Source organism: Nonomuraea sp. NPDC059007 (genome assembly GCF_042740555.1).
GTDB lineage: Bacteria > Actinomycetota > Actinomycetes > Streptosporangiales > Streptosporangiaceae > Nonomuraea.
This window is the reverse complement of the sequence record NZ_JBHYJD010000001.1, coordinates 1-22,358: the sequence shown is the minus strand read 5'-3', so window position 1 is coordinate 22,358 and position 22,358 is coordinate 1. Positions and strand designations below refer to the sequence as shown.

The following is a 22,358-nucleotide window of genomic DNA, read 5'->3' as shown; positions in this document are numbered from 1 at the left end:
CAGGAACGCCAGGAACGCCAGGAACGGCCCGGGTCACGCCGTCGCCCCGATCCCGGCCGCGCGTGCCCCGCGCTCCTCCGCGCCGCGCAGCCACAGCTCCACCGCGCTGGCCGTGGCCACCTCGAACGTGTCCCGGCACCGCGTGCGCCAGTCCGGCCGCAGCAGCCCCCGCTCCACGGCCAGCGAAGGTTCCACGCGCGTCAGCCGCCAGTACCGGGAGTACGAGCGCGAGCCCCGCTGCCGGTACGGCGGCAGCACGGAGCCGATCCCGTCCGGCAGCAAGTCCGTGACCAGGTGCTTCCTGCGCAGATATTCGTTCTCGTAGGCCGAGGAGTAGCGGGCGGCCGCCGGCAGGTGCAGGGCGTACTCGGCGAAGGCCGGGTCGTAGAAGGGGGCGGCCTCGGGCAGTTCGGTGGCCGCTACGACGACGTCGTACGGGAAGGTGCGGTGGATCATCAGCGCCTCCGCCCAGGACATGCCCGCCTCGGCGGCGATCCTCGCCGACTCCCGCCGGTAGTCCTGTTCCCAGGCGCAGGCCGCCTCGTGGACCTCCTCGGTCAGCAGGGCCGAGCCGGGTTCGCGGGTCCGCTGCGGCCAGGCCGTCGGCCAGTAGAGGGCGGAGGAGAACCCCCGGTGCAGCCCTCCGGCCAGGACGGCCGTCAGCTCCCGCAGGGGTGGCCCGCCGCCGGCCGCGGCGTCCTTGAGGTAGGCGGCCAGATCGCCGAAGGCGCCCCGGCCGGCCAGCCGCGCGGCCATGTAGCCGGGAGCCTCCAGGAGCTGGTCGGCGCCGCTGCCGTGGAGCAGGATCTGCGCGCCCGCGCCGGCGGAGAGCTCGGCCATCCCGCGGTGCAGCCGGGGGAAGCCGTCGAAGCGGGGGCCGTGCTCGCACCAGTCCGGCTCCGGCCAGCGGCGGGGGGCCGTGTCCACGCGCAGGTGGAGGCAGCGCAGCCCGAGGAAGTCCAGCAGCCGGTCCACGACCACCTTGGGGCGGCGGCCCCGGTCGTCCGGAATGTCCATGGTGACGGTCAGCAGCCGGCGGCCGGTACGCCGGCAGACCCGGGCGGTGACGGCGAGCAGCGCGGCGGAGTCGAGCCCGCCCGAGGTGGCGACCGCCACGTGCTCCCGGTCGCCGATCGCCCGCTCGACCGCGGCTTCGAGCCGGTCGCGCAGCTCGCCGGGGCGGGCGTGGCCACGGGGGCGGGGCGGCGCGTGCCGTACGCGCTCCAGACCGGTCCACGGCGCGGCGGGGAACAGGTCGGTGCTCAGCGCCGGCCAGGTGAACCAGGTGGCCAGCGCGGCCAGGGAGTAGGCGCCGGTGGAGGGGCTCGCGGCCCGTTCCGAGCCGGTCTCCCGGTAGGCCGGGCGGGTCACGAACGGCGCGAGCCGGTCGGGGGCGGCGACGTAGCGGAAGGACGGACGCTCCCCGGCCGCGGCCTGCGCCGGTGTCAGGTGCGTGTCCTGAGGGCTGGTCATGCGGGCCTCCCTGCGAGGTGGTACGCGAGCTGGCGGCCAACCACCCGGGCGAGCCGGATCCGGTTGGCGGGGCTGGTGATGCCGTGGCCCTCGCCGGAGAGCACCAGGCAGTGGTGGGGACGGCGATGCTCGGCGAGCGCGGCGGCCATGGTGGTCGCGTGGGTGAAGGGAACCAGCGGGTCGTCCCTGCCGTGCACCAGCAGCACCGGCGTATGACAGCCGGCGGCGTGGGTGAGGGGCGAGCGGGCGCGCAGGCGGCCGGCGTCGTCGTCCGGGTCGCCCACGCGGCGCAGGAAATGCGCCCGCTCGTGGTGCGAGGACCCCTTCACGTGCCGCAGGAAGGCCACCAGGTCGGTGGGCGCGCAGACGGCCACGGCCAGCGCGAACGCCTTCGGCCGGGCGGTCGCGGCCATGAGCGCCGCGTACCCGCCGTACGACTGTCCCATGATGGCCACCCGGTCCGGGTCGAGGTGCCCTTCCTCGGCCGCCCAGCGCAGTGTGTCCTCCAGGTCGTCGTGCATCGCGCCGCCCCAGCCGGCACGGCCGAGGTCCAGGAAGCGCGTGCCGTACCCCTCCGAGCCGCGGAAGTTGACGCGCAGCGACGCGTATCCCAGCTCGGCCAGCCACTGGGCCTGCGCGGACAGGCCCCACACGTCGCGCGACCACGGGCCGCCGTGCACGAGCAGCACACCGGGGTACGGCGGCGCGCCCCCGGACGGCGTGACCAGGTAGCCGTCGAGCACCAGGCCGTCGCGGGCGGGAACGGCCACGACGGCGGTGGGCGCGAGCGCCCGCCGCTTCGCCCTGCGCGCGATCAGGCCAGGCTTCGGGAGCCCCGGGGTGAAGGGGTACGCGGTGCCGTCGCCGCGATCCCACAGCAGGTGCCTGGGCGCGGACTCGCCGTCGTCGAGCCGTCCGAGCCAGACGGTGTTGTCCCTGGTCAGGCCCACGAGGTCGAGCTCGCCCGGATGGCGGGAGGTGAGGTCGGACAGGTCCGCGGCCAGCTCGGGGCCGAGCGCACGGAGACCCTGGCGGGCTCCCGACACCAGCGCCAGCTGCGGGACGCGCGTCGCCGGATGCAGCACGACGTCCAGGTCGTGCTCGCCGTCCTCCAGGACGGTCCGCGTCTTGCCGGTACGCAGGTCCAGCAGGCGTACGCCGAGAAACCCGTCGCGGCAGGGGCCGGACAGGTAGAGGCCCAGCCCGTCCGCGGTGACGTCGACGGGGTGGGTGACCAGGGAGCCGGGTGGCCGGGATCGCCACACCTCATGCCAGGTGTCCGCCTCCGCCGCGTACACGAGGAGGGAGCCGTCCTCGGTGCGGGCGGTGGCCGCGCACGGCCGGTCACCGGCGTCGCTGAACAGGCGTCCGGCCGGGCCGGGCGCGGGCACGTGACGTGCCTGCCCGCCGGGCGAGGACAGGACGTGCCACGCCGCCCGGCCGTCCGCGCCGGTGCCGCCCAGCAGCAGGCTCCGCCGCCGCGGCTGGTCGCGGTCCACGACGTGGATCCGGCCGAGGCCCTCCGGCGTGACGTCGGAAGTGCGTCCGGTGGCCTCGTCGTGGACGATCACTCGTTCGGTACGGCCGGCCACGACCGCGACCAGCGCGCCGCTCCCGGGCAACCAGGCGTGATCCACGATCCGGGCGCGGCCGGTCCGGAGCGCGCGCACGCCGTGTTCCCGGCGCCAGACGAACAGGCCAGGCTTCCGCTCGCTCTGCCAGCTCACCGCCCGGCCGTCGGGTGACAGGGCGAGGTTGACGGCCGGTTCCGCGCCGAACCACCTGCGTGCCGGGCGGTTCATGCTAGAGGGCCGGCTCGGCGCCGGCTTCCAGCGCGCCCGCCACCCACCGGTCCACGTTGCGCACCACGATGGGCAGCCGTGGATGAACCCGTTCCAGGTCGAGCCGGTCCATAGGCTGGATCAGCCCCAGTTCCTCGATCAGCGGCGGTTCCTCGGGCAGCACGTCGAGCACGTAGCGCCGGAAGGCGTCGGAGTAGCTCTGCTTGTAGCCCGGCAGCATCGGGCGCAGCGCGGCGGGCAGCAGCCGCAGGTGCAGCGCCTTGTACCACTGGTACGGGTACGGCCCCTCGGCCCGGAACCGGGTGGCCGGCGGCAGCCCGAAGGCGTACCGCACGAAGTGCTCGTCCACGAACGGCGAGCGCTGCCGGATCGGAGCGCCGAGCGGATGCGCGTCGTAGGCCCAGGGGAAGATGGAGTCACGCAGGCTGGCCGTCGTCCAGTCGCCGCCCGCTTCCCGGAACGACGCGAACCTGTCGGCCAGCCAGCCCTCGGTCCAGCTCCTGACCGACTCGCGGTAGCCGTCCGTGAGCACCGATGGGCGCCCGCTGTTGACGACGTCGCGCAGCGCGGTCGCCACGTAGAGCTGGAAGGAGAGGTGCGGCGGCAGCCGTCGTGCCGCGATCGCGGCGGCCTCGCCCGCCACCTCCACCAGGGAGTCGGCCTGGCCGAAGCTCGTGAGGTAGCTGCGCAGGTCGCGCCACCTGCGCCCGCGCGCCAGCGAGGCGGACAGGTGGTTCCAGGCGCCGAGCACCTCGTCGCCGCCCTGGCCGCTGAGCAGGACGCTCGCCCCGATGTCCGCGGCGTGATCCACGGTGGCCTGGTGCAGGCGCGTGTAGTAGTCGTGGCGTGGGCCGAGCGGCGACCACCGCGGCTCGGGCAGCGCCTGCCACTCGGCGGGCAGGACGTGCAGGTCGCAGGAGATGTCCACGGCCTGGAGCTGGCGGTGGACGAGGGCGGCGGTGGCCTTGCCGAACTGGTCGCGCAGGTTCCACACGACCGCGCTCAGCCGGCGTCCCTCCCGCCGCGTCTGGCGCCAGGCGTGCGCGAAGACGGCCCACGAGTCCATGCCGCCGGACAGCAGGACCACGGCGGACTCCGCGTCGCCGAGGCAGCGCGAGACGGCCGCGGCGAACTCCTCGCCCAGTGCCGCGTCGTCGGTGGAGCCCAGCGGAGGAAGGTCGAGGGGCGGGCGGTGCCGTACCACGCCCTCCCAGGGGCTCTCCGGCGGGAACTCCGCCTCGAACGGCAGCCCGTCCAGAAGCAGCGCCAGTCGCTCCAGTGAGAACCGCTTCGCCGAGGTCACCAGGCGCAGTGGATCACGGTCGAGGGCGCCGTCCTCCGGCCGCAAGTAGAGGGGCTCGGACAGGGCGTCCGAAACCCCTCCAGTCATGCTGGTTTCTGATCGCAAGGAACAGTTACCGGCTCTTGTTCAGCATCTTGCGGGATGCCCGGAACGTTGACCAGAACTCGGACACCGCCCGGACATTGCGGCGGACGGCCGATTCTTTCGGCTGCACGGCGTTGGCGACGAGAAGATTGCCGCCGCACCGGCGCACGCCACCACAGCTGTCACGTGGTAGATCGCTGTGCCCCATTTCGTACCTCCTATCGGTGCGAATTTCGAGGCTGATTCTTAGAAATAGCGGTAATAGCGTCAATGATGAACATTTATCCCAATTGAGTGGTCTGATCATGGCGACTTCGTGGTGCTTATGGTGAGACGATCGCCCGGTACGCCATGCGCGGGGAGGGACCACTGTTGCCCGGGTTACTGCATGACGTCCTCGCCCGGAGGGCGGCCGCCCACCCGGCGGCGCCGGCGTTCACCGTCGACGGGGTGGGCACACTCGACTACCTGAGCTGGCATCTGGGTGCGCGGCGGGTCGCGGCGGGACTTTCCGCCCGCGGCGCGCGGCCGGGGGAGCGGGTGGTGCTCGCCTTCGAGGACGGCGACTGGCTCCGCTTCGTCACCTGCTTCATGGGCGTGCTGGCCGCGGGCGGGGTGGCCGTTCCGGTACGCGCCCCCGTCCCCCCGGCGCACCTGTCGTCCACCGCCGCCCGGGTGGGCGCGGCCGGCCTGGTCGCCGGGGAAAAGCCCCAGGGGGTGGCGTTCGGCGGATGGGTGGCGGACGCCGCCGACCTGGCAGCCACACCGCCGTCGCCGGAGACGGCGCCTCGCGCGGAAACGGATCCGGCGGCGGTGATCCTCACCTCCGGCACCACCGGCGCGGCCAAGGCCGTGCTGAGCAGCCACAGCTCCCTCACCGACGACTGGCCGCAGGACGGCGACGTCCCGGCGGCCCAGCTCAACGCCCTGTTCACCGCCGTGGCGATCGGCACGAACGCGGCGCAGTCCGTGCTCAAGAGCTGCCTGATCAACGGCGTGCACGTGGTGCTCGGCCAGCCGTTCGCGCCGGAACGGCTGGCCGAGCTGATCGACGAGCATCGGGTGAGCGCCATGAGCCTGGTGCCGACCACCGCGCGGCTCGCCGTGGCCGCGCTGCGCGCGCAGGGCCGCGCACCGGCGCGGATCCGGTCGGTGGTGTCGTCCTCGGCTCCGCTGGACCAGCCCACCGTGGACGGCCTCGCCGAGGTGTTCCCGCGAGCGCGGATCTTCAACGTCTACACGATCGCCGAGGGAGGCGCCGGACTTCAGCACCGGTGCCTGCCCGGCCGCCCGCCCGCGCTCGGCCGGCTGGGCGGGGACGCGCGCGTGGTGGACGGCACGGGCCGCGACGTGGCCCCCGGGCAGGTGGGGGAGCTCTGGCTCCGCGACACCGGCCCGGCGCTGAGCTACCTGGAGCCGGCGGGCACCGCCGAGACGGGCACGCGCTACCTGGCCGACGGCTGGATCGCGACCGGCGACCTGTGCCGGCTCGGCGACGACGCGCTGGTGTACTTCGTGGAACGAGCCGACGACGTCATCGTCTCCGGCGGGCTGAACATCGCCTCGGCGACGGTGGAGGCCGCGCTGCGCACCCATCCGGCCGTCCGGGAGGTGGCCGTGTTCGGGGTGCCGCACACCGCGCTCGGCCGGGCCGTCGCCGCGGCGGTCGTCATGGAGCCGCCCGGCGAACCGGCGGCCGGCCTGCGCGACCACTGCGCACAACGGCTGCCGGGCAGTCACGTGCCGGTGGACATCGTGGTGCTGGACGAGCTGCCCGTCACACCCAACGGCAAGGTCCGCAAGCGGCTGCTGGCCGAGGACTACGTGCGCGCGCAGCGGACCGAGGCGACGCAGAAGCCCGAAGACGAGGTGGAAAGGACGGTCTTCGCCGCCTTCCGCGCCACCCTGGCCGCCGGGCCGATCCAGCGGGACAGCGACTTCTTCCGGCTGGGCGGCCACTCCCTGCTGGCCACGCGGCTCGCCGCCGAACTCGAACGCCGCACCGGGCGGAGCGTCAAACCCGCGCTGGTCCTGCGCCACCCCCGGGCCGGAGACCTGTCCGACGCCCTGCGCCGGTCATGGCGCACGCCGTGATCCGCGCCTTGCACGGCGGCCGGTAGCCGTATCAGAACGATGTCAGGTCCGTGTTAGGCCGCGGAGCCAGACTTCCCGGCATGGATACAGCAAAGCGGCCCCCGGCCGAAACGAAAGGCTTCGTCGCGAAGCTCCTCGCCGACCGTCACTCCGTCCCGTTCTCCATCGCACTGCACCTGGTGCCCGGCGCGTTCATCGTCGCCGTGTACGCGTTCGTCGCCGCCCCCCTGGTCCGGGCGATGGGTTACCCGATCTTCATGGCCTGGGCCATCGCCCTCGCGATCGTGCTCTTCCCGCTCCAGCTGTTCCTGCTGTGGCTGGGCAAGAAGCAGACCGGCCGCTTCACGATGAAGGGCGTCGTCCGAAACCACGACCGGCCGCTCTCCCGCCGCAAGGTCTTCTGGCTCGGGGCCGCGTGCCTCGTGTGGATGACCGTGGTCTCGCTCTCGCTGACCCCGCTGGACAACATCGTCTACGACTGGTTCTTCACCTGGGTGGACTACCAGGGCGCCGGCCCCGACGGCGCCGCCTACCTCCAGGGCTACTCGCCGGACCTCGTGCTCACGACGCTGCTCATCTGCGCGCCGTTCACCGGCTTCACCCTGCCGCTGGTCGAGGAGTACTACTTCCGCGGCTTCCTGCTGCCCCGCCTCCCGCAGCTCGGCAAGTGGGCGCCGTTCTTCAACACCTTCTTCTTCTCCGTCTACCACTTCTGGGCGCCTTGGACGGTCCTGTCGAAGCTCGTCTTCCTGTACCCGGGCGTCTGGCTCGCCTGGAAGGAGAAGGACATCCGCGTCTCGATCGCCATGCACCCCGGCTCGGCGCTCCTGATGACCGTGGTGGGCGTCATCGCCCTCGCCTCCGGTTACACGGTGTGAGCCCGCCCTTCCTCGACGGTGATGGCGGCGGCCGGGCAGACGACGGCCGCCGCCCGGACGGCGGCCCGCCCGGCGGCGGGCGGATGGGGGTCGAGCAGGACGGCGATGCCATCGTCGTCCTGGTCGAAGACGGCGGGAGCGGACAGCACGCACATGCCGCCGCCGATGCACTTGTCCTTGTCCAGAATGATGTCCATGGCTGTTCTCACTTTCCGGGGTCGCGATTGCGGAGCCTCTTGGCCCGCAGGGTCTTGTGGTCGTGCGCAGCGGAGATCAGGTCAGGCATGTTCCGGCCCTTCCGCGGCCACGAGCCGCGGCTCTCTCCTGGCGCCGGTGATCACGGCGGCCCCGGCGGCCAGAGTGGCCAGCACGATCGCGGTGAAGACGCCCGCAGTGACCGCGTCGGGGTGGACGAGCGACTGGCCGCGCGCCGCCTGCCAGGTGACCAGCGCCGTGAGCCCGATGTAGCCGAAGGCGCCGACGCCGACCAGCCGGGCGCGTACCTTCTCGGCGCGCAGCCACGCCACCCTGGCGGCCAGCGCGCCCAGCACGAGGGTCAGGATCAGCAGGGCGTGGATGCCGTGCATGCCGATGAAGTGCGGCACGCGCATGTCGCCGCCGGTGACGCTCCAGTTGGTGAGCGGCATGCCGGTGCCGTCGGGGTCGCCGACGCCGTGGCCGATCACCATCTTGACCCTCTCGCCGTTGGCGTTGAGCACGGTGCGCTCCTTGATGCCGCCGACGAAGGCCATCCAGTACGGCACCGCCGTACCGTGGACGGCCAGGACCAGCCCGGCCCGGATCGCCGTCGTCATCGCCCGGTCGCCCACACGCTGGACGAGCACCAGGACCGCGATGATCAGGTTGGAGACGAAGACGGGCGGCACGCCGTAGATGAGGACCTGGGTGGTGAAGCTCGTGACCGGATCGGTCTCCAGGTTGAAGTGGCTGAAGGTGCCGCGGGCGGCGGCGAAGGTGATGGCGCCGACGTCGACGACCACGCAGACCGCGATCACGGTGCCCAGCCACCACCCGAAGCGCTTGGCCTTGGTCAGCAGCGTGAGCAGCCAGGCGAGCGTCACGGCGTACAGGGCGAAGGCGAAGCCGAACTTCAGGGGCTTGACCCACACCGACTCGCCCAGGAGCGTACGCCCGTCCACCACCATGCCGGCCAGCGACACGAGCATGACCACGGCGAGCAGGCCCGAGGCGATGACCAGCGGCCGGTGCGCGGCCCGCAGGAGGCTCACCATGTCACGGGAAGGCGGTGCACGCCGTAGAAGTCCTGACCGTGGCGCATGGGCACCTGGCCGGCGGGAACCGCCAGTTCGAGCGAGGGGAAGCGGGCGAGCAGCGCGGGAAAGGCCGCCCGCATCTCCACGCGGGCCAGTTGCTGGCCCAGGCACTGGTGGATGCCGTGGCCGAAGCCGAGGTGGCCGGAGGCGTCCCGGCGCAGGTCCAGCACGTGGGGGTTGGGGAAGCGCTCGGGGTCGCGGTTGGCCACCTGCACCGCGACCGTGACCGTCTCGCCGGCCTTGATCAGCTCTCCGCCCAGTTCGACGTCCTCCAGCGCGGTCCTGGCTCCGACGGCGGTGATGGTCAGGAAGCGCATCAGCTCCTCGACCGCGTTGCCGGCCAGCTCCGGCTCCGCGCGCAGCGACGCGAGCTGCTCGGGGTGCTCCAGCAGGACGAACATGCCCAGGCCGATCATGTTCGCGGTGGTGTCGAGCCCCGCCCCCAGCAGGAAGCTGCCGAGCCCGGCCAGTTCCTCGTCCGACAGGTCGCTGGTGGTCAGGTCGCTGAGCAGGTCGTCGGTGGGGTCGTCCCGCTTGGCCCGGACGAGCCCGGCGATGTACTCGCCCAGTGCCACATAGGCCGCGTACTGCTCCTCCGGGCTGGCGTCCAGCCCGCCGATCTTGGCCGCGTTGCTCAGGAACTCCTCCCGGTCGGAGAACGGCACGCCGAGCAGCTCACAGATCACCACGGCGGGCACCGGCTTGGCGAAGGCCTCCACCAGATCGACACCGGGCCCCTGGGCCTCCATCGCGTCCAGGTACTCCTGGACGACCTGCTCGATCCGCTCGGTCAGCAGCCGCATGCGGCGCACGGTGAACTTGCCCGCCAGCAGCTTGCGGTACCGCGTGTGCTGCGGGGCGTCCATTCCGCCCAGGTCACCCGGCTGGGCGGGCGGCAGTTGCCCCGCGTCCGCCGAGGGGTAGTGCATGAGCTCGTAGCGGGAGCTGAACCGCGCGTCGCCGGCGATGAAACGGACCAGCTCGTGGCTGAGGGCGAGCCAGCCCAGGTGCCCGTCGGGGAAGGTCATCCGCCACAGCGGCTTCTCCTCGCGCAGCCGCGTGAGCTCCGTGGGTGGATCCCAGGGACGATCATCGGGTCGGGACATGGGCAGTGTCACCGGAGAGTCGGTCATGGTCGGGGCCTTTCTTCAAGGGCCTGCACGGCGTGCAGTTGATGAGCACACCGTACGCATGATGAACAGTGTACGCAAGCGCTGTACGGCGTGCAGTACAGTGGCGGGGAGCTCAGGAGGAACCATGGCGACAGGCCCGGACCAGCCACCGTCGGTGTGGACACGACCACCGAAGAAGGCGCCCACGCTCACCCGGGAGCTGATCGTCGCGACCGCGATCCGGGTGCTGGACGCCGAAGGGCTGGAGGCGCTCAGCATGCGCCGCCTCGGCGCCGAGCTGAAAACCGCCGCCACCGCCTTCTACTGGCACGTCGGCGGCAAGGACGAGCTCATCGAACTCGTCGTCGACCAGGTCTACGGCGAGATCGACATCCCCGTGCTCGACGACCCCGCCGACTGGCGCACCGCCGCCGCGGCCTGTGCCCGCAGCCTGCGCGCGGCGATCCTGCGCCATCCCTGGTTCGCTTCCCTGACCGCCGAAACCGGCCTGGCCTTCCTCGGGCCCCAGCTCATGGAGAAGACCGACCACATGATCGGCATCCTCGAAGACGCCGGCTTCACGCTGGAGGAGGCCGACCTGGCCCTGAGCACCCTCGTCTCCTGGGTCACCGGCGCGAGCATCGTCGAGGCCGCCTGGAGGAACACGCTGGCCCGCAAGCAGCTTGACGAGCAGGACTGGATGCAGCGCGTGTGGCCGCTCGCCGTACAGGCCGTCCAGCCCTACCCCCGGCTGCGCCGCCTGTACGCGACCCAGTCCGACGCGCACGGCGGCCCCAGGGAGGACGCCTTCGACTACGGCCTGCGCCGCATCCTCGCCGGCATGGAACCCACCCCCGAATCCTGAGGCGACCCACGTCGACAACGCCGCGCCGTTCCCGATGCTCGGGCCTGGATCGATCGGCTTCGCGGACCCCGACGACCCGCGAGCGTCGAACCTGGCCGACGCCGTCCGATCCTGCCTCGGACAAGGGGGTCGCGCCTGTCGGCCCGCCAGGTGTGGGTAAATGTTCGATAGGCGACTGGACAGCTCTCCTCTCTTGACACAGAGCCATGCATGCCAAAAAGTAAATGGTGATTAGTGTCTGGAGGAGAGCGATGCGAGTCAATGTGCTCGGTGTGGGGATGATCCCCTTCACCAAACCCGGAGCGAGCGAGCCGTACGACGTCATGGGGGAGAAGGCGGCCAGGGCCGCGCTCGCCGATGCCGGGATCGGCTACGACCAGGTCCAGCAGGCCTACGTCGGCTACGTCTACGGCGATTCCACCAGCGGGCAGGCCGCCCTCTACGGCCTGGGCCAGAGCGGCATCCCGATCATCAACGTCAACAACAACTGTTCCACCGGCTCCTCCGCGCTCTGGCTGGCCAGGCAGGCGGTGGCCGCCGGCGCGGTCGACTGCGTGCTGGCTCTCGGCTTCGAGCAGATGCGCAAGGGCGCGCTGCGAACGGTGTGGGACGACCGCCCCCAGCCGATGTCGCGCAGCGCGACCACCATGGCCGGCATCCAGGGTGCCGACGAGAAGGCGCCCTTCGCCGCCCAGTACTTCGGCGGCGCCGGCCGTACCTACGCCGAGCGCTACGGCACCCGCCCCGAGACGTTCGCGAAGATCTCCGTCAAGGCCCGCAGGCACGCGGCGCACAACCCCTACGCCGTCTTCCGCGACCCGCTCACCGAGGAGGAGGTGCTGGCCTCCCCGCACATCTACGGACCGCTGACCAGGCTTCAGTGCTGCCCGCCCACCTGCGGGGCCGCGGCGGCCGTCCTGTGCTCCGATGATTTCGCCCGGCGGCACGGACTTGCCCCGGACGTCGCGATCAGGGCGCAGGCGCTGACGACCGACACCTCCAGCACGTTCGACGAGGGCGACATGATGAAGGTCGTCGGCTACGACATGACCGCGAACGCCGCGCGCTCGGTCTACGAGAGCGCCGGCGTCGGTCCCGAGGACATCGGGGTCGTCGAGCTGCACGACTGCTTCACCGCCAACGAACTGATCACCTACGAGGCGCTGGGGCTGACCCCCGAGGGCACCGCCGAGCGGTTCGTCGTGGACGGCGACAACACCTATGGCGGGCGTGTGGTCACCAACCCCAGCGGCGGGTTGCTGTCCAAGGGACATCCCCTGGGCGCGACGGGCCTCGCGCAGTGCGCCGAGCTGGTCTGGCAACTGCGGGGACAGGCCGGCGCGCGCCAGGTCGACGGGGTACGGCTGGCGCTGCAGCACAACCTGGGCCTGGGCGGCGCCTGCGTCGTCTCGCTCTACGAGAAGGTGTCATGAGCACCGTCGAGGTCGAGCGCGGCAGGCTGCGCTTCTTCGCCAAGGCCACCGGCCAGAACGACCCGCTCTACACCGACGTCGAGACGGCCGTGAAGGCCGGGCACCCCGACCTGCCGGTGCCGCCGACGTTCCTGTTCTGCCTGGAGATGGAGTGCCGGGACGACGCCTTCGCCTTCATTTCCGAGCTGGGCATCGACCTGCGCAAGGTACTCCACGGCGAGCAGGGCTTCACCTACCACGCCATGGCCTACGCGGGCGACACGCTGACCTTCGACAGCGCACTCACCGGCGACTACACGAAAAAGGGGGGCGCGCTGCGCTTCCTGGTCAGGACCACCAAGGTGACGCGCGACGGCGAGCCGATCGCCGACCTGACGAACACGATCGTGGTGACCTCATGAGGCTCGAACTGCCGGCGATCAGCCGGACGACGCTGGCGTTGTACGCGGGCGCCTCAGGCGACCACAATCCCATGCACATCGACCTGGACGTCGCCCGTGGCGCGGGTGCGCCCGACGTCTTCGCCCACGGCATGCTCTCGATGGCCTACCTCGGACGGCTGCTGACCGCCCTGGTTCCGCAGGAGCGCATCCGCTCCTACGCGGTGCGCTTCACCGCCATCACCCCCCTGTACGGCAGGCCGGTCTGCGAGGCCACCGTGACCCGTGCCGAAGACGGGCTGACCCACCTCGACCTGACGGTAACCCTGGACGACGGCACCCTCACCCTCAAAGGCCAGGCGATCATCGAAGGAGCACTGTGAAGCTGAACGGCAAAGCCGCCATCGTCACCGGATCGGGCCGGGGCATCGGCCGCGCGATCGCGTTGAAGCTGGCCGCGGAAGGCGCGTCGGTCGTGGTCAACGACCTGGACGCCGAGCCCGCCGAGGAGACGGTGGCGGCGATCAAGGCGGCCGGTGGGGCGGCGGTCGCCTGTCCGGGCAGCGTCACCGAGCCGGGCTTCGGCGGGCGGGTGGTGGACACCTGCGCCGAGTCGTTCGGCGCCCTCGACATCATCGTCAACAACGCCGGGTACACCTGGGACAACGTCGTGCAGAAGATGACCGACGACCAGTGGGACGCCATCCTCGACGTCCATCTGAAGGCGCCGTTCCAGATTCTCCGGGCGGCGCAGCCGTACCTGAAAGCCCATCCTGTCGAGCACCACCGCAAGGTGGTGAACATCTCCTCGATCGCGGGCCTCGGCGGCAACGCCGGTCAGGCCAACTACGCGGCGGCCAAGGCGGGCGTGGTCGGCCTGACCAAGACCATGGCCAAGGAGTGGGGCCGCTACCGGGTCAACGTCAACGCGGTGGCGTTCGGCCTCATCGAGACCAGGCTGACCCAGGAGACCTCGATCGAGGTCGAGGGGCAGGAGATCAAGGTCGGGGTGAACGCGAACCTGATGGCGACGATGAAGCTGATGATCCCGCTCGGCCGCGGCGGCACGCCGGAAGAGGCGGCGGGCTCGGTGTTCCTGCTCTGCCTGCCCGAATCCGACTACGTCAGCGGGCAGGTCCTTGTCTGCGGCGGCGGTTATGAGTAGCGACCTGCTGCGCGATACGGCACGCGCGTTCCTCAAGGCCGAGGCCGTGCCGCACCTGGAACGCTGGGAGGCCCAGCACCACGTCGACCGCGACTTCTGGCGCAAGGCGGGCGAGGTCGGGCTGCTGTGCTGCTCGATCCCCGAGGAGTACGGCGGAGGCGGCGGCACCTTCGCCGACGACCTGGCGGTCCTGCAGGAGCAGGCCAGGATCGGCGACTCGGGCTGGGGCAACGCGGTGCACAGCGGCATCGTCGCGCACTACATCCTGGCCTACGGCACCGAGGAGCAGAAACGGCGCTGGCTGCCGCCCATGGCCACGGGCGAGGTCGTGGGCGCGGTGGCGATGACCGAGCCGGAGGCCGGGTCCGACCTGCGCGGCATCCGGACGAAGGCGGTGCGCGACGGCGACGACTACTTGGTCACCGGGTCCAAGACGTTCATCTCCAACGGCGGCTGCGCCGACCTGGTCATCGTGGTGGCCCAGACCGGCAACGGCATCTCCTTGATCGTCGTGGAGCACGGCTTCCGGCGCGGGCGGGTGCTCGACAAGATCGGCATGCCCGCCGCGGACACCTCCGAGCTGTTCTTCGACGAGGTCAGGGTGCCCGCGGCGAACCTGCTGGGCGTCGAGGGACGGGGTCTCGGCCACCTCATGCAGCAGTTGCCGCAGGAACGGCTGATCATCGGTGTGGTCGCGGTGACCGTCGCCGAGCGGGCGCTGGAGGAGACCGTCGCGTACGTGAAGGAGCGGCAGGCGTTCGGCCAGCCGCTGATGGCCATGCAGAACACCCGCTTCGAGCTGGCCGAATGCGCCACCCTGACCAGGGTGGGACGGGTGTTCGCCGACTCCTGTGTCGAGCTGCACCTGCGCGGCGAGCTCGACGCCACCACCGCCTCCATGGCCAAGTGGTGGCTCACGGAGGTGGAGTGCCAGGTCGTCGACCGATGCCTGCAGCTGTTCGGGGGATACGGCTACATGCGCGAGTACCCGATCGCGCGCATGTACGCCGACGCGCGCGTCCAGAAGATCTACGGCGGCGCGAACGAGGTCATGAAGGAACTCATCGCCAGATCCCTGTAGGAGCACGACATGTACCTGACCCAAGGGCTGCATCGGGCCCTTCAGCAACGCCCCGACGGCCCTTACACCGTCTTCGGCGACAGGACCCGCACCGTGCGCGAGTCGGCGGACCGCGTCGCCAGGCTGGCGGCCGCGTTGCGCGCGCTCGGCGTCGCGGCGGGCGACCGGGTGGCGATGCTCGCGCTCAACTCCGACCGTTTCCACGAATACCTGCTGGCCACGTGGTGGATCGGCGCCGTGGTGAACCCCGTGAACATCCGCTGGGCGCCGCCGGAGATCCGCTACTCGCTGGAGGAGTCGGACTCGCGGGTGCTCCTGGTGGACGACGCGTTCGCCGCCGCGGCGCCCATGTTCGCCGACGTACTCGACGCCGTCATCCACTGCGGGGAGCGGCCCGCCCCGGACGGCATGCTCGCCTACGAGGACCTGCTCGCCGCCCACGAGCCGATCGAGGACTCGCGTACGGGCGGCGACACGCTGGCCGGGATCTTCTACACCGGCGGCACCACCGGTTTCCCCAAGGGCGTCATGCTCAGCCACGGCAACATGATCACTTCGGCGCTGGGCAGCCAGGCGGGCGGCAGCTTCACCGTCCCGGGCGGGCGGCTCCTGCACGCCGCGCCGATGTTCCACCTGGCCGCCCTGTCCGCGTGGACCGCGCAGAACCTCATCGGCGGCACCCACGTCATCATCCCCATGTTCGAGCCCGTGGCCGTCATGAAGGCGATCGCGACCCACCGGGCCGACAGCGGCGTACTGGTTCCGGCGATGATCCAGCTGGTCGTCGACCACCCGGCGCTGGACGATCACGACCTCTCCAGCTTCAAGACCATCCTGTACGGCGCCTCGCCCATCCCCGCGTCCCTGCTCACGCGGGCCATGAACGCCTTCCCCAGCGCCGGGTTCGTCCAGGCCTTCGGCATGACCGAACTGTCGCCGGTGGCCACGCTCCTCACCGCCGCCGACCACCGCGACGGGACCAAGCTGCGCTCCGGCGGCCGGGCGGCCCCGCACGCCGAGGTCCGCATCGTCGACCCCGAGGGCCGGGAGGTGCCCCGCGGTACGGTCGGCGAGGTGGTGGTGCGCGGCGGCCACGTCATGCTCGGCTACTGGGACAAACCTCAAGAGACCGCCCAGGCGCTGCGCGACGGATGGATGCACACCGGCGACGGCGCGTACATGGACGAGGACGGATACGTCTACATCGTCGACCGGCTCAAGGACATGATCGTCTCCGGGGGCGAGAACGTCTACTCCGCCGAGGTGGAGAACGCCCTCGCCCAGCACCCCTCCGTCGCCGCCTGCGCCGTGATCGGCGTGCCCGACCCCGAATGGGGCGAGCGCGTGCACGCCGTCGTGGTACTCAGAGCCGGCCGTACGGCAAGCGCCGAGGATCTCCGGGCGCACGCCAAGACCCTGATCGCCGGGTACAAGGCGCCGCGCAGCGCCGAATTCGTCAGCGAACTGCCCCTCTCCTCGGCCGGAAAGATCCTCAAGCGGGAGCTACGCCGGCCGTACTGGGAAGGCGCCGACAGGGCGGTCACCTGAGACAATCGGCGCGATGACCACGACCAGGCGGCGCCCGCGCGACCGCAAGCAGCAGATCCTCACTGCGGCTCTCGATCACTTCCACCGGTCCGGCTTCCACGCCACCGGCATGGACGAGATCGCCAAAGCCGTCGGCATCACCGCGGGCGCGCTCTACCGCCACTTCAGCGGCAAGCAGGAGCTCCTCGGCCAGGTCATCCTCGACGGGCTGGCCAGGCTCGATGCCGCACTGGCCGAGGCCACACCGGACGAGATCGTGGGCACGCTCGCCCGCTACGTGCTCGACCACCGCCAGCTCGGCGTCTTGTGGCGGCGGGAGGCCAGGCACCTTTCCGCCGCCCAGACCGTCGGGGTGCGCGAGCATCAGCGGGCGATCCACCAGCGCGTCGCCGGGCTGCTCGACCGGCCGCGGGACGAGGCGGACCTGCTGGCCTGGGCGGTGCTGAGCGCGCTGTCAAGTCCCTCGTACCACGCCGTCGAGCTGCCGAGGGCACGCTTCGAGAGCCTGATGGTGGAGATCGGGCAGGCACTGCGCCACACCTCCCGGCTGAGCCCGGCGGGGCCGGGCGAGGTGAGGCAGAACGCGGGGCTGGCCCGCACCTCGCGCAGGGAGACGCTGCTCGCCGCGGCGATCACGCTGTTCCACGAGCGCGGTTACCAGGCGGTCGGCATGGAGGACATCGGCGCGGCGGCGGGGATCGCGGGGCCCAGCGTGTACAACCACTTCGGCAGCAAGGCCGAGATCCTCATCACCGCGCTCAACCGGGCCAACGACGGGCTGCAACTGGCGCTGGCCCAGGCGCTGACATCCAGCTCCGGCCCGCGCGAGGCTCTGGAGGCGGTGCTGCGTTCCTACGTCGACAACACCCTGGCGCACAGCGAGCTGAACGCGATGCTGGTCACCGAGGTCATGCACCTGCCCGGCGAACAGCTCCGCGCCATGCGCCGAGCCCAGCACGACTACATCCTCGAATGGGTCGGCCTGCTGTCCGCCCAACGCCCCGAGCTGACCCAGGACGAGGCCAGGGTGCTCGTCCAGAGCGCGATGACCCTGGTCAACGATCTGTCCTTGAGTACCAGGGCCCGTTCCCGCGCGCACCTGGCCGGCGAGCTGACGGGGCTGTCACTCGACGTCCTGGGCGGGTGAACGGTCAGCCGGGCCGGTGCCGCGGCAGCAGCAGTCCGGCCACCGCGATGGCCAGGCCGAGCCCGGCGGCCATGAGGAAGACCAGGTTGTAGCCGGCGGCCGTCGTGAGCACCGCCAGGCCGATCGCCCCGCCCACCTGACTGGCGGTCTGGGCCAGGCCGCCGATGATGCCCGCGTCTTCCTCCGGACCGTCGGCGGTCGCCACCGCCATGAGGGTGGGGAAGGTCAGCCCGATGCCGACCGCGACGAGCAGCGTGGGCCCGAGCACGCCGGTGACGTAGCCGCTGCCGGCGTGGGCCAGGGAGAGCCAGCCGAACCCGGCCAGGAAGAGGGCGCTGCCGGCCAGCACCGGAGCGCGCGGACCCGTACGTGGCAGCAGCGGCGCGGCCCATCGCGCGGTCACCATGAACATCACCGCCGCGGGTGTCTGCCCGAGCCCGGCCTGCAGCGCGCTGAAGCCGAGGACGTTCTGCTGGAACAGCGAGGTGAAGTACCACATCGCGATGGCGATTCCGCCGAACAGCAGCAGCATGCCGTTGCCGACCGCGACCGCCCGGATCCTGAACAGCCGCAGGGGCATCATCGGCCGGGTGGCGAAACGCGCCTCCACCGCGGCGAAGACGACGAGCAGGAGCAGGCCCGCCGCCACCGGCCCCAGAACCAGCCAGGACGACCAGCCGTGATCGGCGCTCTCCATCACACCGTAGACGAGCGCGGCCAGCCCAGCGGTCCCGGTGACCGCGCCGGTGAGGTCGAGCGACTGCCGCCGGATTCGCGTGGCGGCCAGGGAGATCAGGGCCACGACGATCAGTAGCGCGCCGATCGGCATGTTGACGAGGAAGACCCACCGCCACGACAGGCCGGTGGTGATGGCGCCGCCCGCGAGCGCGCCGACCATCCCGCCGACACCACCGGCGGCGGACCAGGCGCCGAACGCCTTGGCACGCGCGCCCGGCCCGGTGAAGGAGGTGTTGATCACGGCCAGCGTCGCCGGAGCCATCATGGCGGCTCCGGCGCCCTGTACGAGGCGGGCCGCCACCAGGACCTCAGGAGCCGTTGCCAGGCCGGCGGCCAGGCTGGAGGCGGAGAACACGAACAGCCCGGCGACCAGCGTACGGCGCGGGCCGAACAGGTCGGCGGCGCGGCCGCCCGGCAGCATGAGCCCGGCGAAGGTGAGCAGGTAGCCGTTCACCACCCAGGCCAGGCCGGTGGGCGTGAAGCCGAGGTCCTCACGGACGGCGGGCAGGGCGACGTTGACGATGGACGCGTCCAGGATGACCATGAACTGGCAGGCGCACGCCAGCGACAGGATCATCCAGGCGCGGCCGGTCTGCCGTGTCGCGGTGCCGGTCACGCGGTCTGCGAGGTTGTCGCGGCCAGGGCTTCGCCGGCATCGGCGGTGCGGAGCCGGATCGTGATCTGGGCCAGCCGCCGTCCCTGGTACCTGGCCGCTTCCAGCGCCGCGGTGTCCGGGCCGTCCCCGCTCGGGCCGCTCACGAACGATGTGCCGTACGGATTGCCCCCGGCGGCGTACACGGCCGGATCGGTGTATCCGGGCGGCACGATCAGCGACCCCCAATGGTAGAAGACGTTGCCCAGCGACAAGATCGTGGCCTCGCTGCCGCCGTGCCGGTGGAACGCCGAGGTGAAGGCGGTCACCGGCTTGCCGGCCAGCTCGCCTCCGTGCCACAGCCCGACGGCTTGGTCGATGAACAGCTTGAGCTGCGCGGCCGGTGCGCCGAACCGGGTCGGCGTGCCGAACGCGAACGCGTCGGCCCACGCCAGATCCTCCACCGCGGCCTCGGCGATCGGCCCGTCCTGCCGTCCTTGGTCGACGGCGCCGTCGGGCGCCAGTTCGGCGACCCGTCGCAGCCGCACCTCGGCCCCGGCCGAGACGGCCCCCTCGGCGACCGCCCGCGCGAGCGCGCACCATGCCCGTCGCGCTGTAGTAGATGACGGCGACCTTTGCGGTCATGCCCTGCTCCTCATTGTCGGCTAGGATTAGTTATGCGCATAATAGTTATGCGGATAACTAAACTGTCAAGGAGGGCTCATGGACTTCGAGCAAGCCGACGCACTCAACCAGGCCATCCGGTTGCTGAGCCTGCGCCACCGGGCCAGAGCCGCGGCGCTGCTGGATCCGCTCGGCCTGCACCCCGGACAGGAGGCGCTCCTGCTCGAACTCGACCGGACAGGCCCGATGATCCAGGCCCAGCTCAGCGAGGCGCTCGGTTGTGAGCCGCCCAGTGTCACGCTCATGAGCCGCAAGCTCGAAGCGGGCGGCCACATCCGCCGTACGCCCGCCCCCACCGACAAACGCGCCAGCGTGGTCGAGCTCACCGACAGCGGCAAGGCTCTGGTCGGTCAGATCAAGCGACTCTGGGTCGCATTGGCGGAGGAGACCGTGTACGGCCTGCCCGCCGGCACGGTGGCGGGCCTACCCGGCATCCTCACCACCTTGACCGCCAACGTGGACACCAGGCGCTCCCGCCACCGGCCCGTCGATCAAGCCGATGACTACGAGCCGAGCGCGTCGGCGTGGGTCCGCGAGCACGTCGAGCAGATCATGCGCACCGGCACGACCGACGGCGTCACGATCCGTGACCTGCCCACCGTTTTGCTGACCTACCGGGGCGCCAAGACCGGCAAGGTGCGCAAGACTCCGCTGATGCGGGTCGAGCACGATGGGTATTACGCGGCCGTCGCGTCCCTGGGTGGCGCGCCGGTCAACCCGCAGTGGTATTCCAGCCTGGTCGCCGAGCCGGACGTCTCGCTTCAGGACGGCACGGTGACCGGGCGGTACCGGGCCCGCGAGGTGTCCGGGGGCGAAAAGGCCCTCTGGTGGCGCCGGGCGGTGGCCGCGTACCCGGACTATGCCGAATACCAGCGCAAGACCGACCGTCAGATCCCGGTCTTCGTCCTCGAACCGGGTGACCTCGATTGATGGGGAGTCGTTTCACATCCGGGTGAAAAGCCCGTCGAGATGAGCTCCCAGCAGGTCGGTGGCCTCCTGAGGTGTGTGCTGTCCGGCGAGTACGGCCGACTGGAGGCCGGTGACCAGTGCCAGGCAGATGGGCGCCGCCCTGCCCGGATCCACGTCTGGCCGGAGTTCGCCCGCCTGGGCGGCCTCGCGGAACTTGGCGGCGATCAGATCGTGCAGGGTTCCCGCGTGGGCGAGGCCGGTCGGAGCCAGGTGGGGCTCGGTGAGCGTGAGGGTGTAGTGGGCGGTGTAGGCGAGCACGATACGGCGGCTCTCCTCGTCGGTGGGCAGGAGGGACGTCATCGCGTCGCGGAGATGGGAACGGGGAGTGGCCGAGCCGGCGACGGCGTGGGCCATCCGGCTGCCCAACTGGGTGCCGAGGCGATGGAGGACGGCGCGCAGCAGTTCCTCCTTGGTCTGGAAGTAGTACTGCACGAGGCGCAGTGAGACGCCGGCCTCGGCGGCCACCTCCCGCATGCTGGCCGCGTGCAGGCCGCGGGTGGCGGCGATGGTGACCATCGCTTCGGCGATCTGGCGGCGGCGCTCTTCATGGCTGACCTTGCTCGACACCCATCCATGATACACATGTATCAAGAATGGTGTTCGGAGAAAGGATGAAGCATGGAGCGCATCGGTCGTTTCCGCAGCGATTCGGCGAGGCGGAAGTATCTCGCGGACTACGACGCGGAGATCCGTACCTGGCCGGAGCCGCTGGAGGCGCTCGACGTGGCCACCGGTTACGGCACCACGCGCCTGTACCGCACGGGCGCGGCGGAGGGACTGCCGGTGGTGTTCCTGCCGGGTATGGGCGGCAATTCGCTGGGGTGGCGTTACAGCAGCGGCCCTGTCGGCGCGGCCCATCCGGTCTACCTCGTCGACCCTCTCGGTGCCGTCGGCCGCAGTGCGCAGACCCGGGCCCTCGCCGGACGAAACGACATCGTGCGCTGGCTGACCGAGACGCTCGACGGGATCGGGGCGCCCGCCGTCTACCTGGTCGGCTTCTCCTATGGCGGCTGGCAGTCGCTGCTGACCGCGATCCACGCCCCGGAGCGGGTGGCGGGAATGACGCTGCTGGACCCCGCGGCCTTTCGCGTGGCCGACCTCCGGCACTACGCCTGGGCCATCGCCTGCGGCCTCGGCCTGTACCTGCCGTCGCCGCTGCGGCGCGCATTGGCCGGCATGTTGTACACCGACTCGGTGAACCGGCCAGGAGACATGCGCACCGCGGTCTTCGGCTCGTACGTGTACGAGACGGCGCTACCGGCCATGGTTCCGCTCACCGACGCGGAACTCGCCGCCGTTTCCGTGCCGACGCACATCCTGTTCGGCGCGCACAGCACCATGCAGGACTCCGCGCACGAGGCCCGCCGCCTGGCCAGGGTCCTGCCGTCGGCCGAGGTGGAGCTGGTGCCGGGCACCGGGCACTCGATCGCGCTGGACGTGCCCGAGTTGTGCAATTCCAGGATCCTGCGCCACGCGGCTCGCGTCTCCGCCGACCCTTCCTTCTCAAAAACTAATTCGCAAAATGGTTAGATTTCGAGACGGCGATAGACGGTGGCGCGGGAGACGCCGAAGCGGGCCGCTATCTCCTCGACGGCGCGACCGTCGGCGTACAGGGAACGGGCCTGCTCCAGCTGCTCCTGGGTGAGCGCGGCGGGGCGCCCGCCGTTCCGTCCCCGGGCGCGGCCGCGCCGCCTGGGCGGGCCCGGTTCGCCGAG

At 71.3% G+C, this 22,358-nt stretch carries 22 protein-coding genes and 2 pseudogenes; 13 read left to right on the top strand and 11 right to left on the bottom strand.

Features of this window, described 5'->3' with window-relative positions; genetic code table 11:
• Positions 1 to 33: 33 nt before the first annotated feature.
• From ACFWY5_RS00120 to ACFWY5_RS00105, 4 genes are read right to left on the bottom strand one after another with little or no spacing between them, the layout of a single operon-like run.
• Positions 34 to 1,473 carry an asparagine synthase-related protein gene (locus ACFWY5_RS00120; protein WP_379630106.1) on the bottom strand — a complete coding sequence of 480 codons (1,440 nt, stop codon included), beginning with the start codon at positions 1,471 to 1,473 and terminating at the stop codon, positions 34 to 36.
• Positions 1,470 to 3,275 (bottom strand): alpha/beta hydrolase family protein, encoded by a 1,806-nt coding sequence (locus tag ACFWY5_RS00115; RefSeq protein WP_379630105.1) that lies wholly within the window; start codon positions 3,273 to 3,275, stop codon positions 1,470 to 1,472. The genes ACFWY5_RS00120 and ACFWY5_RS00115 overlap by 4 nt, the downstream gene beginning before the upstream one ends.
• A gap of 1 nt (position 3,276) precedes the next feature.
• Positions 3,277 to 4,665 (bottom strand): asparagine synthase-related protein, encoded by a 1,389-nt coding sequence (locus ACFWY5_RS00110; protein ID WP_379630104.1) that lies wholly within the window; start codon positions 4,663 to 4,665, stop codon positions 3,277 to 3,279.
• Between the two features lie 25 nt (positions 4,666 to 4,690).
• Entirely contained in the window at positions 4,691 to 4,969 is a 279-nt protein-coding gene (locus ACFWY5_RS00105; protein WP_379630103.1) for a hypothetical protein, read from the bottom strand.
• Positions 4,970 to 5,034: 65 nt separating this feature from the next.
• Between ACFWY5_RS00105 and ACFWY5_RS00100 the strand changes: the two genes are divergently transcribed.
• Positions 5,035 to 6,756 (top strand): AMP-binding protein, encoded by a 1,722-nt coding sequence (locus tag ACFWY5_RS00100; protein ID WP_379630102.1) that lies wholly within the window; start codon positions 5,035 to 5,037, stop codon positions 6,754 to 6,756.
• Between the two features lie 80 nt (positions 6,757 to 6,836).
• Positions 6,837 to 7,634, top strand: coding sequence for a type II CAAX prenyl endopeptidase Rce1 family protein (locus tag ACFWY5_RS00095; protein WP_379630101.1), 798 nt, complete (start codon positions 6,837 to 6,839; stop codon positions 7,632 to 7,634).
• On the opposite strand, the gene ACFWY5_RS00090 is transcribed toward ACFWY5_RS00095, so the two are convergent.
• The 3 genes from ACFWY5_RS00090 to ACFWY5_RS00080 form a co-directional block, all read right to left on the bottom strand.
• Entirely contained in the window at positions 7,622 to 7,831 is a 210-nt protein-coding gene (locus tag ACFWY5_RS00090; RefSeq protein ID WP_379630100.1) for a ferredoxin, read from the bottom strand. The genes ACFWY5_RS00095 and ACFWY5_RS00090 overlap by 13 nt on opposite strands.
• A gap of 81 nt (positions 7,832 to 7,912) precedes the next feature.
• Positions 7,913 to 8,887 carry a hypothetical protein gene (locus ACFWY5_RS00085; RefSeq protein WP_379630099.1) on the bottom strand — a complete coding sequence of 325 codons (975 nt, stop codon included), beginning with the start codon at positions 8,885 to 8,887 and terminating at the stop codon, positions 7,913 to 7,915.
• A complete protein-coding gene (locus ACFWY5_RS00080) occupies positions 8,881 to 10,062 on the bottom strand; it encodes a cytochrome P450 (RefSeq protein WP_379630098.1) in 1,182 nt (393 codons plus the stop codon). The genes ACFWY5_RS00085 and ACFWY5_RS00080 overlap by 7 nt, the downstream gene beginning before the upstream one ends.
• Positions 10,063 to 10,186: 124 nt before the next feature.
• Here ACFWY5_RS00080 and ACFWY5_RS00075 point away from each other — a divergent pair, with 124 nt between their 5' ends.
• From ACFWY5_RS00075 to ACFWY5_RS00040, 8 genes are all read left to right on the top strand, one after another.
• Positions 10,187 to 10,906 carry a TetR/AcrR family transcriptional regulator gene (locus tag ACFWY5_RS00075; protein WP_379610195.1) on the top strand — a complete coding sequence of 240 codons (720 nt, stop codon included), beginning with the start codon at positions 10,187 to 10,189 and terminating at the stop codon, positions 10,904 to 10,906.
• 251 nt (positions 10,907 to 11,157) lie between these two features.
• Complete coding sequence (locus ACFWY5_RS00070) at positions 11,158 to 12,339, top strand: lipid-transfer protein (protein WP_379610194.1); 1,182 nt, start codon at positions 11,158 to 11,160, stop codon at positions 12,337 to 12,339.
• Positions 12,336 to 12,740, top strand: coding sequence for a MaoC family dehydratase N-terminal domain-containing protein (locus tag ACFWY5_RS00065; protein WP_379610193.1), 405 nt, complete (start codon positions 12,336 to 12,338; stop codon positions 12,738 to 12,740). Before ACFWY5_RS00070 ends, ACFWY5_RS00065 begins: the two co-directional genes overlap by 4 nt.
• Positions 12,737 to 13,102 (top strand): MaoC/PaaZ C-terminal domain-containing protein, encoded by a 366-nt coding sequence (locus ACFWY5_RS00060; protein ID WP_379610192.1) that lies wholly within the window; start codon positions 12,737 to 12,739, stop codon positions 13,100 to 13,102. The genes ACFWY5_RS00065 and ACFWY5_RS00060 overlap by 4 nt, the downstream gene beginning before the upstream one ends.
• Positions 13,099 to 13,884: an SDR family NAD(P)-dependent oxidoreductase gene (locus ACFWY5_RS00055; protein WP_379630097.1), complete on the top strand. Its 786-nt coding sequence runs from the start codon at positions 13,099 to 13,101 to the stop codon at positions 13,882 to 13,884. Before ACFWY5_RS00060 ends, ACFWY5_RS00055 begins: the two co-directional genes overlap by 4 nt.
• Positions 13,877 to 14,965, top strand: a complete 1,089-nt coding sequence (locus tag ACFWY5_RS00050; protein ID WP_379630096.1) for an acyl-CoA dehydrogenase family protein — start codon at positions 13,877 to 13,879, stop codon at positions 14,963 to 14,965. Before ACFWY5_RS00055 ends, ACFWY5_RS00050 begins: the two co-directional genes overlap by 8 nt.
• Positions 14,966 to 14,974: 9 nt before the next feature.
• A complete protein-coding gene (locus ACFWY5_RS00045) occupies positions 14,975 to 16,513 on the top strand; it encodes a long-chain fatty acid--CoA ligase (RefSeq protein ID WP_379630095.1) in 1,539 nt (512 codons plus the stop codon).
• 13 nt (positions 16,514 to 16,526) lie between these two features.
• Positions 16,527 to 17,660, top strand: coding sequence for a TetR/AcrR family transcriptional regulator (locus tag ACFWY5_RS00040; protein ID WP_379630094.1), 1,134 nt, complete (start codon positions 16,527 to 16,529; stop codon positions 17,658 to 17,660).
• A 4-nt stretch (positions 17,661 to 17,664) separates the two neighbouring features.
• Here ACFWY5_RS00040 and ACFWY5_RS00035 read toward each other — a convergent pair whose 3' ends face one another.
• Together ACFWY5_RS00035 and ACFWY5_RS00030 are read right to left on the bottom strand one after the other, a co-directional pair.
• Complete coding sequence (locus ACFWY5_RS00035) at positions 17,665 to 19,014, bottom strand: MFS transporter (RefSeq protein ID WP_379630093.1); 1,350 nt, start codon at positions 19,012 to 19,014, stop codon at positions 17,665 to 17,667.
• Positions 19,011 to 19,547, bottom strand: a pseudogene (locus ACFWY5_RS00030) (NAD(P)H-dependent oxidoreductase); the annotation flags it as partial. The gene ACFWY5_RS00035 and the pseudogene ACFWY5_RS00030, both read right to left, overlap by 4 nt.
• Positions 19,548 to 19,713: 166 nt before the next feature.
• On the opposite strand from ACFWY5_RS00030, the pseudogene ACFWY5_RS00025 reads away from it, so the two are divergent.
• Both ACFWY5_RS00025 and ACFWY5_RS00020 read left to right on the top strand, forming a co-directional pair.
• Positions 19,714 to 19,971: pseudogene (locus ACFWY5_RS00025) on the top strand (MarR family winged helix-turn-helix transcriptional regulator); the annotation flags it as partial.
• Between the two features lie 159 nt (positions 19,972 to 20,130).
• Positions 20,131 to 20,604, top strand: a complete 474-nt coding sequence (locus tag ACFWY5_RS00020; protein WP_379630356.1) for a nitroreductase family deazaflavin-dependent oxidoreductase — start codon at positions 20,131 to 20,133, stop codon at positions 20,602 to 20,604.
• Between the two features lie 12 nt (positions 20,605 to 20,616).
• Here ACFWY5_RS00020 and ACFWY5_RS00015 read toward each other — a convergent pair whose 3' ends face one another.
• Complete coding sequence (locus tag ACFWY5_RS00015) at positions 20,617 to 21,210, bottom strand: TetR/AcrR family transcriptional regulator (protein ID WP_379610184.1); 594 nt, start codon at positions 21,208 to 21,210, stop codon at positions 20,617 to 20,619.
• 51 nt (positions 21,211 to 21,261) lie between these two features.
• Here ACFWY5_RS00015 and ACFWY5_RS00010 point away from each other — a divergent pair, with 51 nt between their 5' ends.
• Positions 21,262 to 22,173 carry an alpha/beta fold hydrolase gene (locus ACFWY5_RS00010; RefSeq protein ID WP_379630092.1) on the top strand — a complete coding sequence of 304 codons (912 nt, stop codon included), beginning with the start codon at positions 21,262 to 21,264 and terminating at the stop codon, positions 22,171 to 22,173.
• Here the strand turns inward: ACFWY5_RS00010 and ACFWY5_RS00005 are convergent.
• On the bottom strand, positions 22,170 to 22,358 hold a 189-nt coding region (locus tag ACFWY5_RS00005; RefSeq protein WP_379630091.1), incomplete at its 5' end, for a helix-turn-helix domain-containing protein. The genes ACFWY5_RS00010 and ACFWY5_RS00005 overlap by 4 nt on opposite strands.

Coding starts and splice junctions, on each gene's coding strand:
- ACFWY5_RS00060 (WP_379610192.1), top strand. CDS start 12,737: ATGAGGCTCGAACTGCCGGCGATCAGCCGGACGACGCTGGCGTTGTAC.
- ACFWY5_RS00050 (WP_379630096.1), top strand. CDS start 13,877: ATGAGTAGCGACCTGCTGCGCGATACGGCACGCGCGTTCCTCAAGGCC.
- ACFWY5_RS00040 (WP_379630094.1), top strand. CDS start 16,527: ATGACCACGACCAGGCGGCGCCCGCGCGACCGCAAGCAGCAGATCCTC.
- ACFWY5_RS00105 (WP_379630103.1), bottom strand. CDS start 4,969: ATGATCAGACCACTCAATTGGGATAAATGTTCATCATTGACGCTATTA.
- ACFWY5_RS00115 (WP_379630105.1), bottom strand. CDS start 3,275: ATGAACCGCCCGGCACGCAGGTGGTTCGGCGCGGAACCGGCCGTCAAC.
- ACFWY5_RS00090 (WP_379630100.1), bottom strand. CDS start 7,831: ATGGACATCATTCTGGACAAGGACAAGTGCATCGGCGGCGGCATGTGC.
- ACFWY5_RS00080 (WP_379630098.1), bottom strand. CDS start 10,062: ATGACCGACTCTCCGGTGACACTGCCCATGTCCCGACCCGATGATCGT.
- ACFWY5_RS00085 (WP_379630099.1), bottom strand. CDS start 8,887: ATGGTGAGCCTCCTGCGGGCCGCGCACCGGCCGCTGGTCATCGCCTCG.
- ACFWY5_RS00120 (WP_379630106.1), bottom strand. CDS start 1,473: ATGACCAGCCCTCAGGACACGCACCTGACACCGGCGCAGGCCGCGGCC.
- ACFWY5_RS00010 (WP_379630092.1), top strand. CDS start 21,262: ATGGAGCGCATCGGTCGTTTCCGCAGCGATTCGGCGAGGCGGAAGTAT.
- ACFWY5_RS00095 (WP_379630101.1), top strand. CDS start 6,837: ATGGATACAGCAAAGCGGCCCCCGGCCGAAACGAAAGGCTTCGTCGCG.
- ACFWY5_RS00070 (WP_379610194.1), top strand. CDS start 11,158: ATGCGAGTCAATGTGCTCGGTGTGGGGATGATCCCCTTCACCAAACCC.
- ACFWY5_RS00075 (WP_379610195.1), top strand. CDS start 10,187: ATGGCGACAGGCCCGGACCAGCCACCGTCGGTGTGGACACGACCACCG.
- ACFWY5_RS00110 (WP_379630104.1), bottom strand. CDS start 4,665: ATGACTGGAGGGGTTTCGGACGCCCTGTCCGAGCCCCTCTACTTGCGG.
- ACFWY5_RS00065 (WP_379610193.1), top strand. CDS start 12,336: ATGAGCACCGTCGAGGTCGAGCGCGGCAGGCTGCGCTTCTTCGCCAAG.
- ACFWY5_RS00045 (WP_379630095.1), top strand. CDS start 14,975: ATGTACCTGACCCAAGGGCTGCATCGGGCCCTTCAGCAACGCCCCGAC.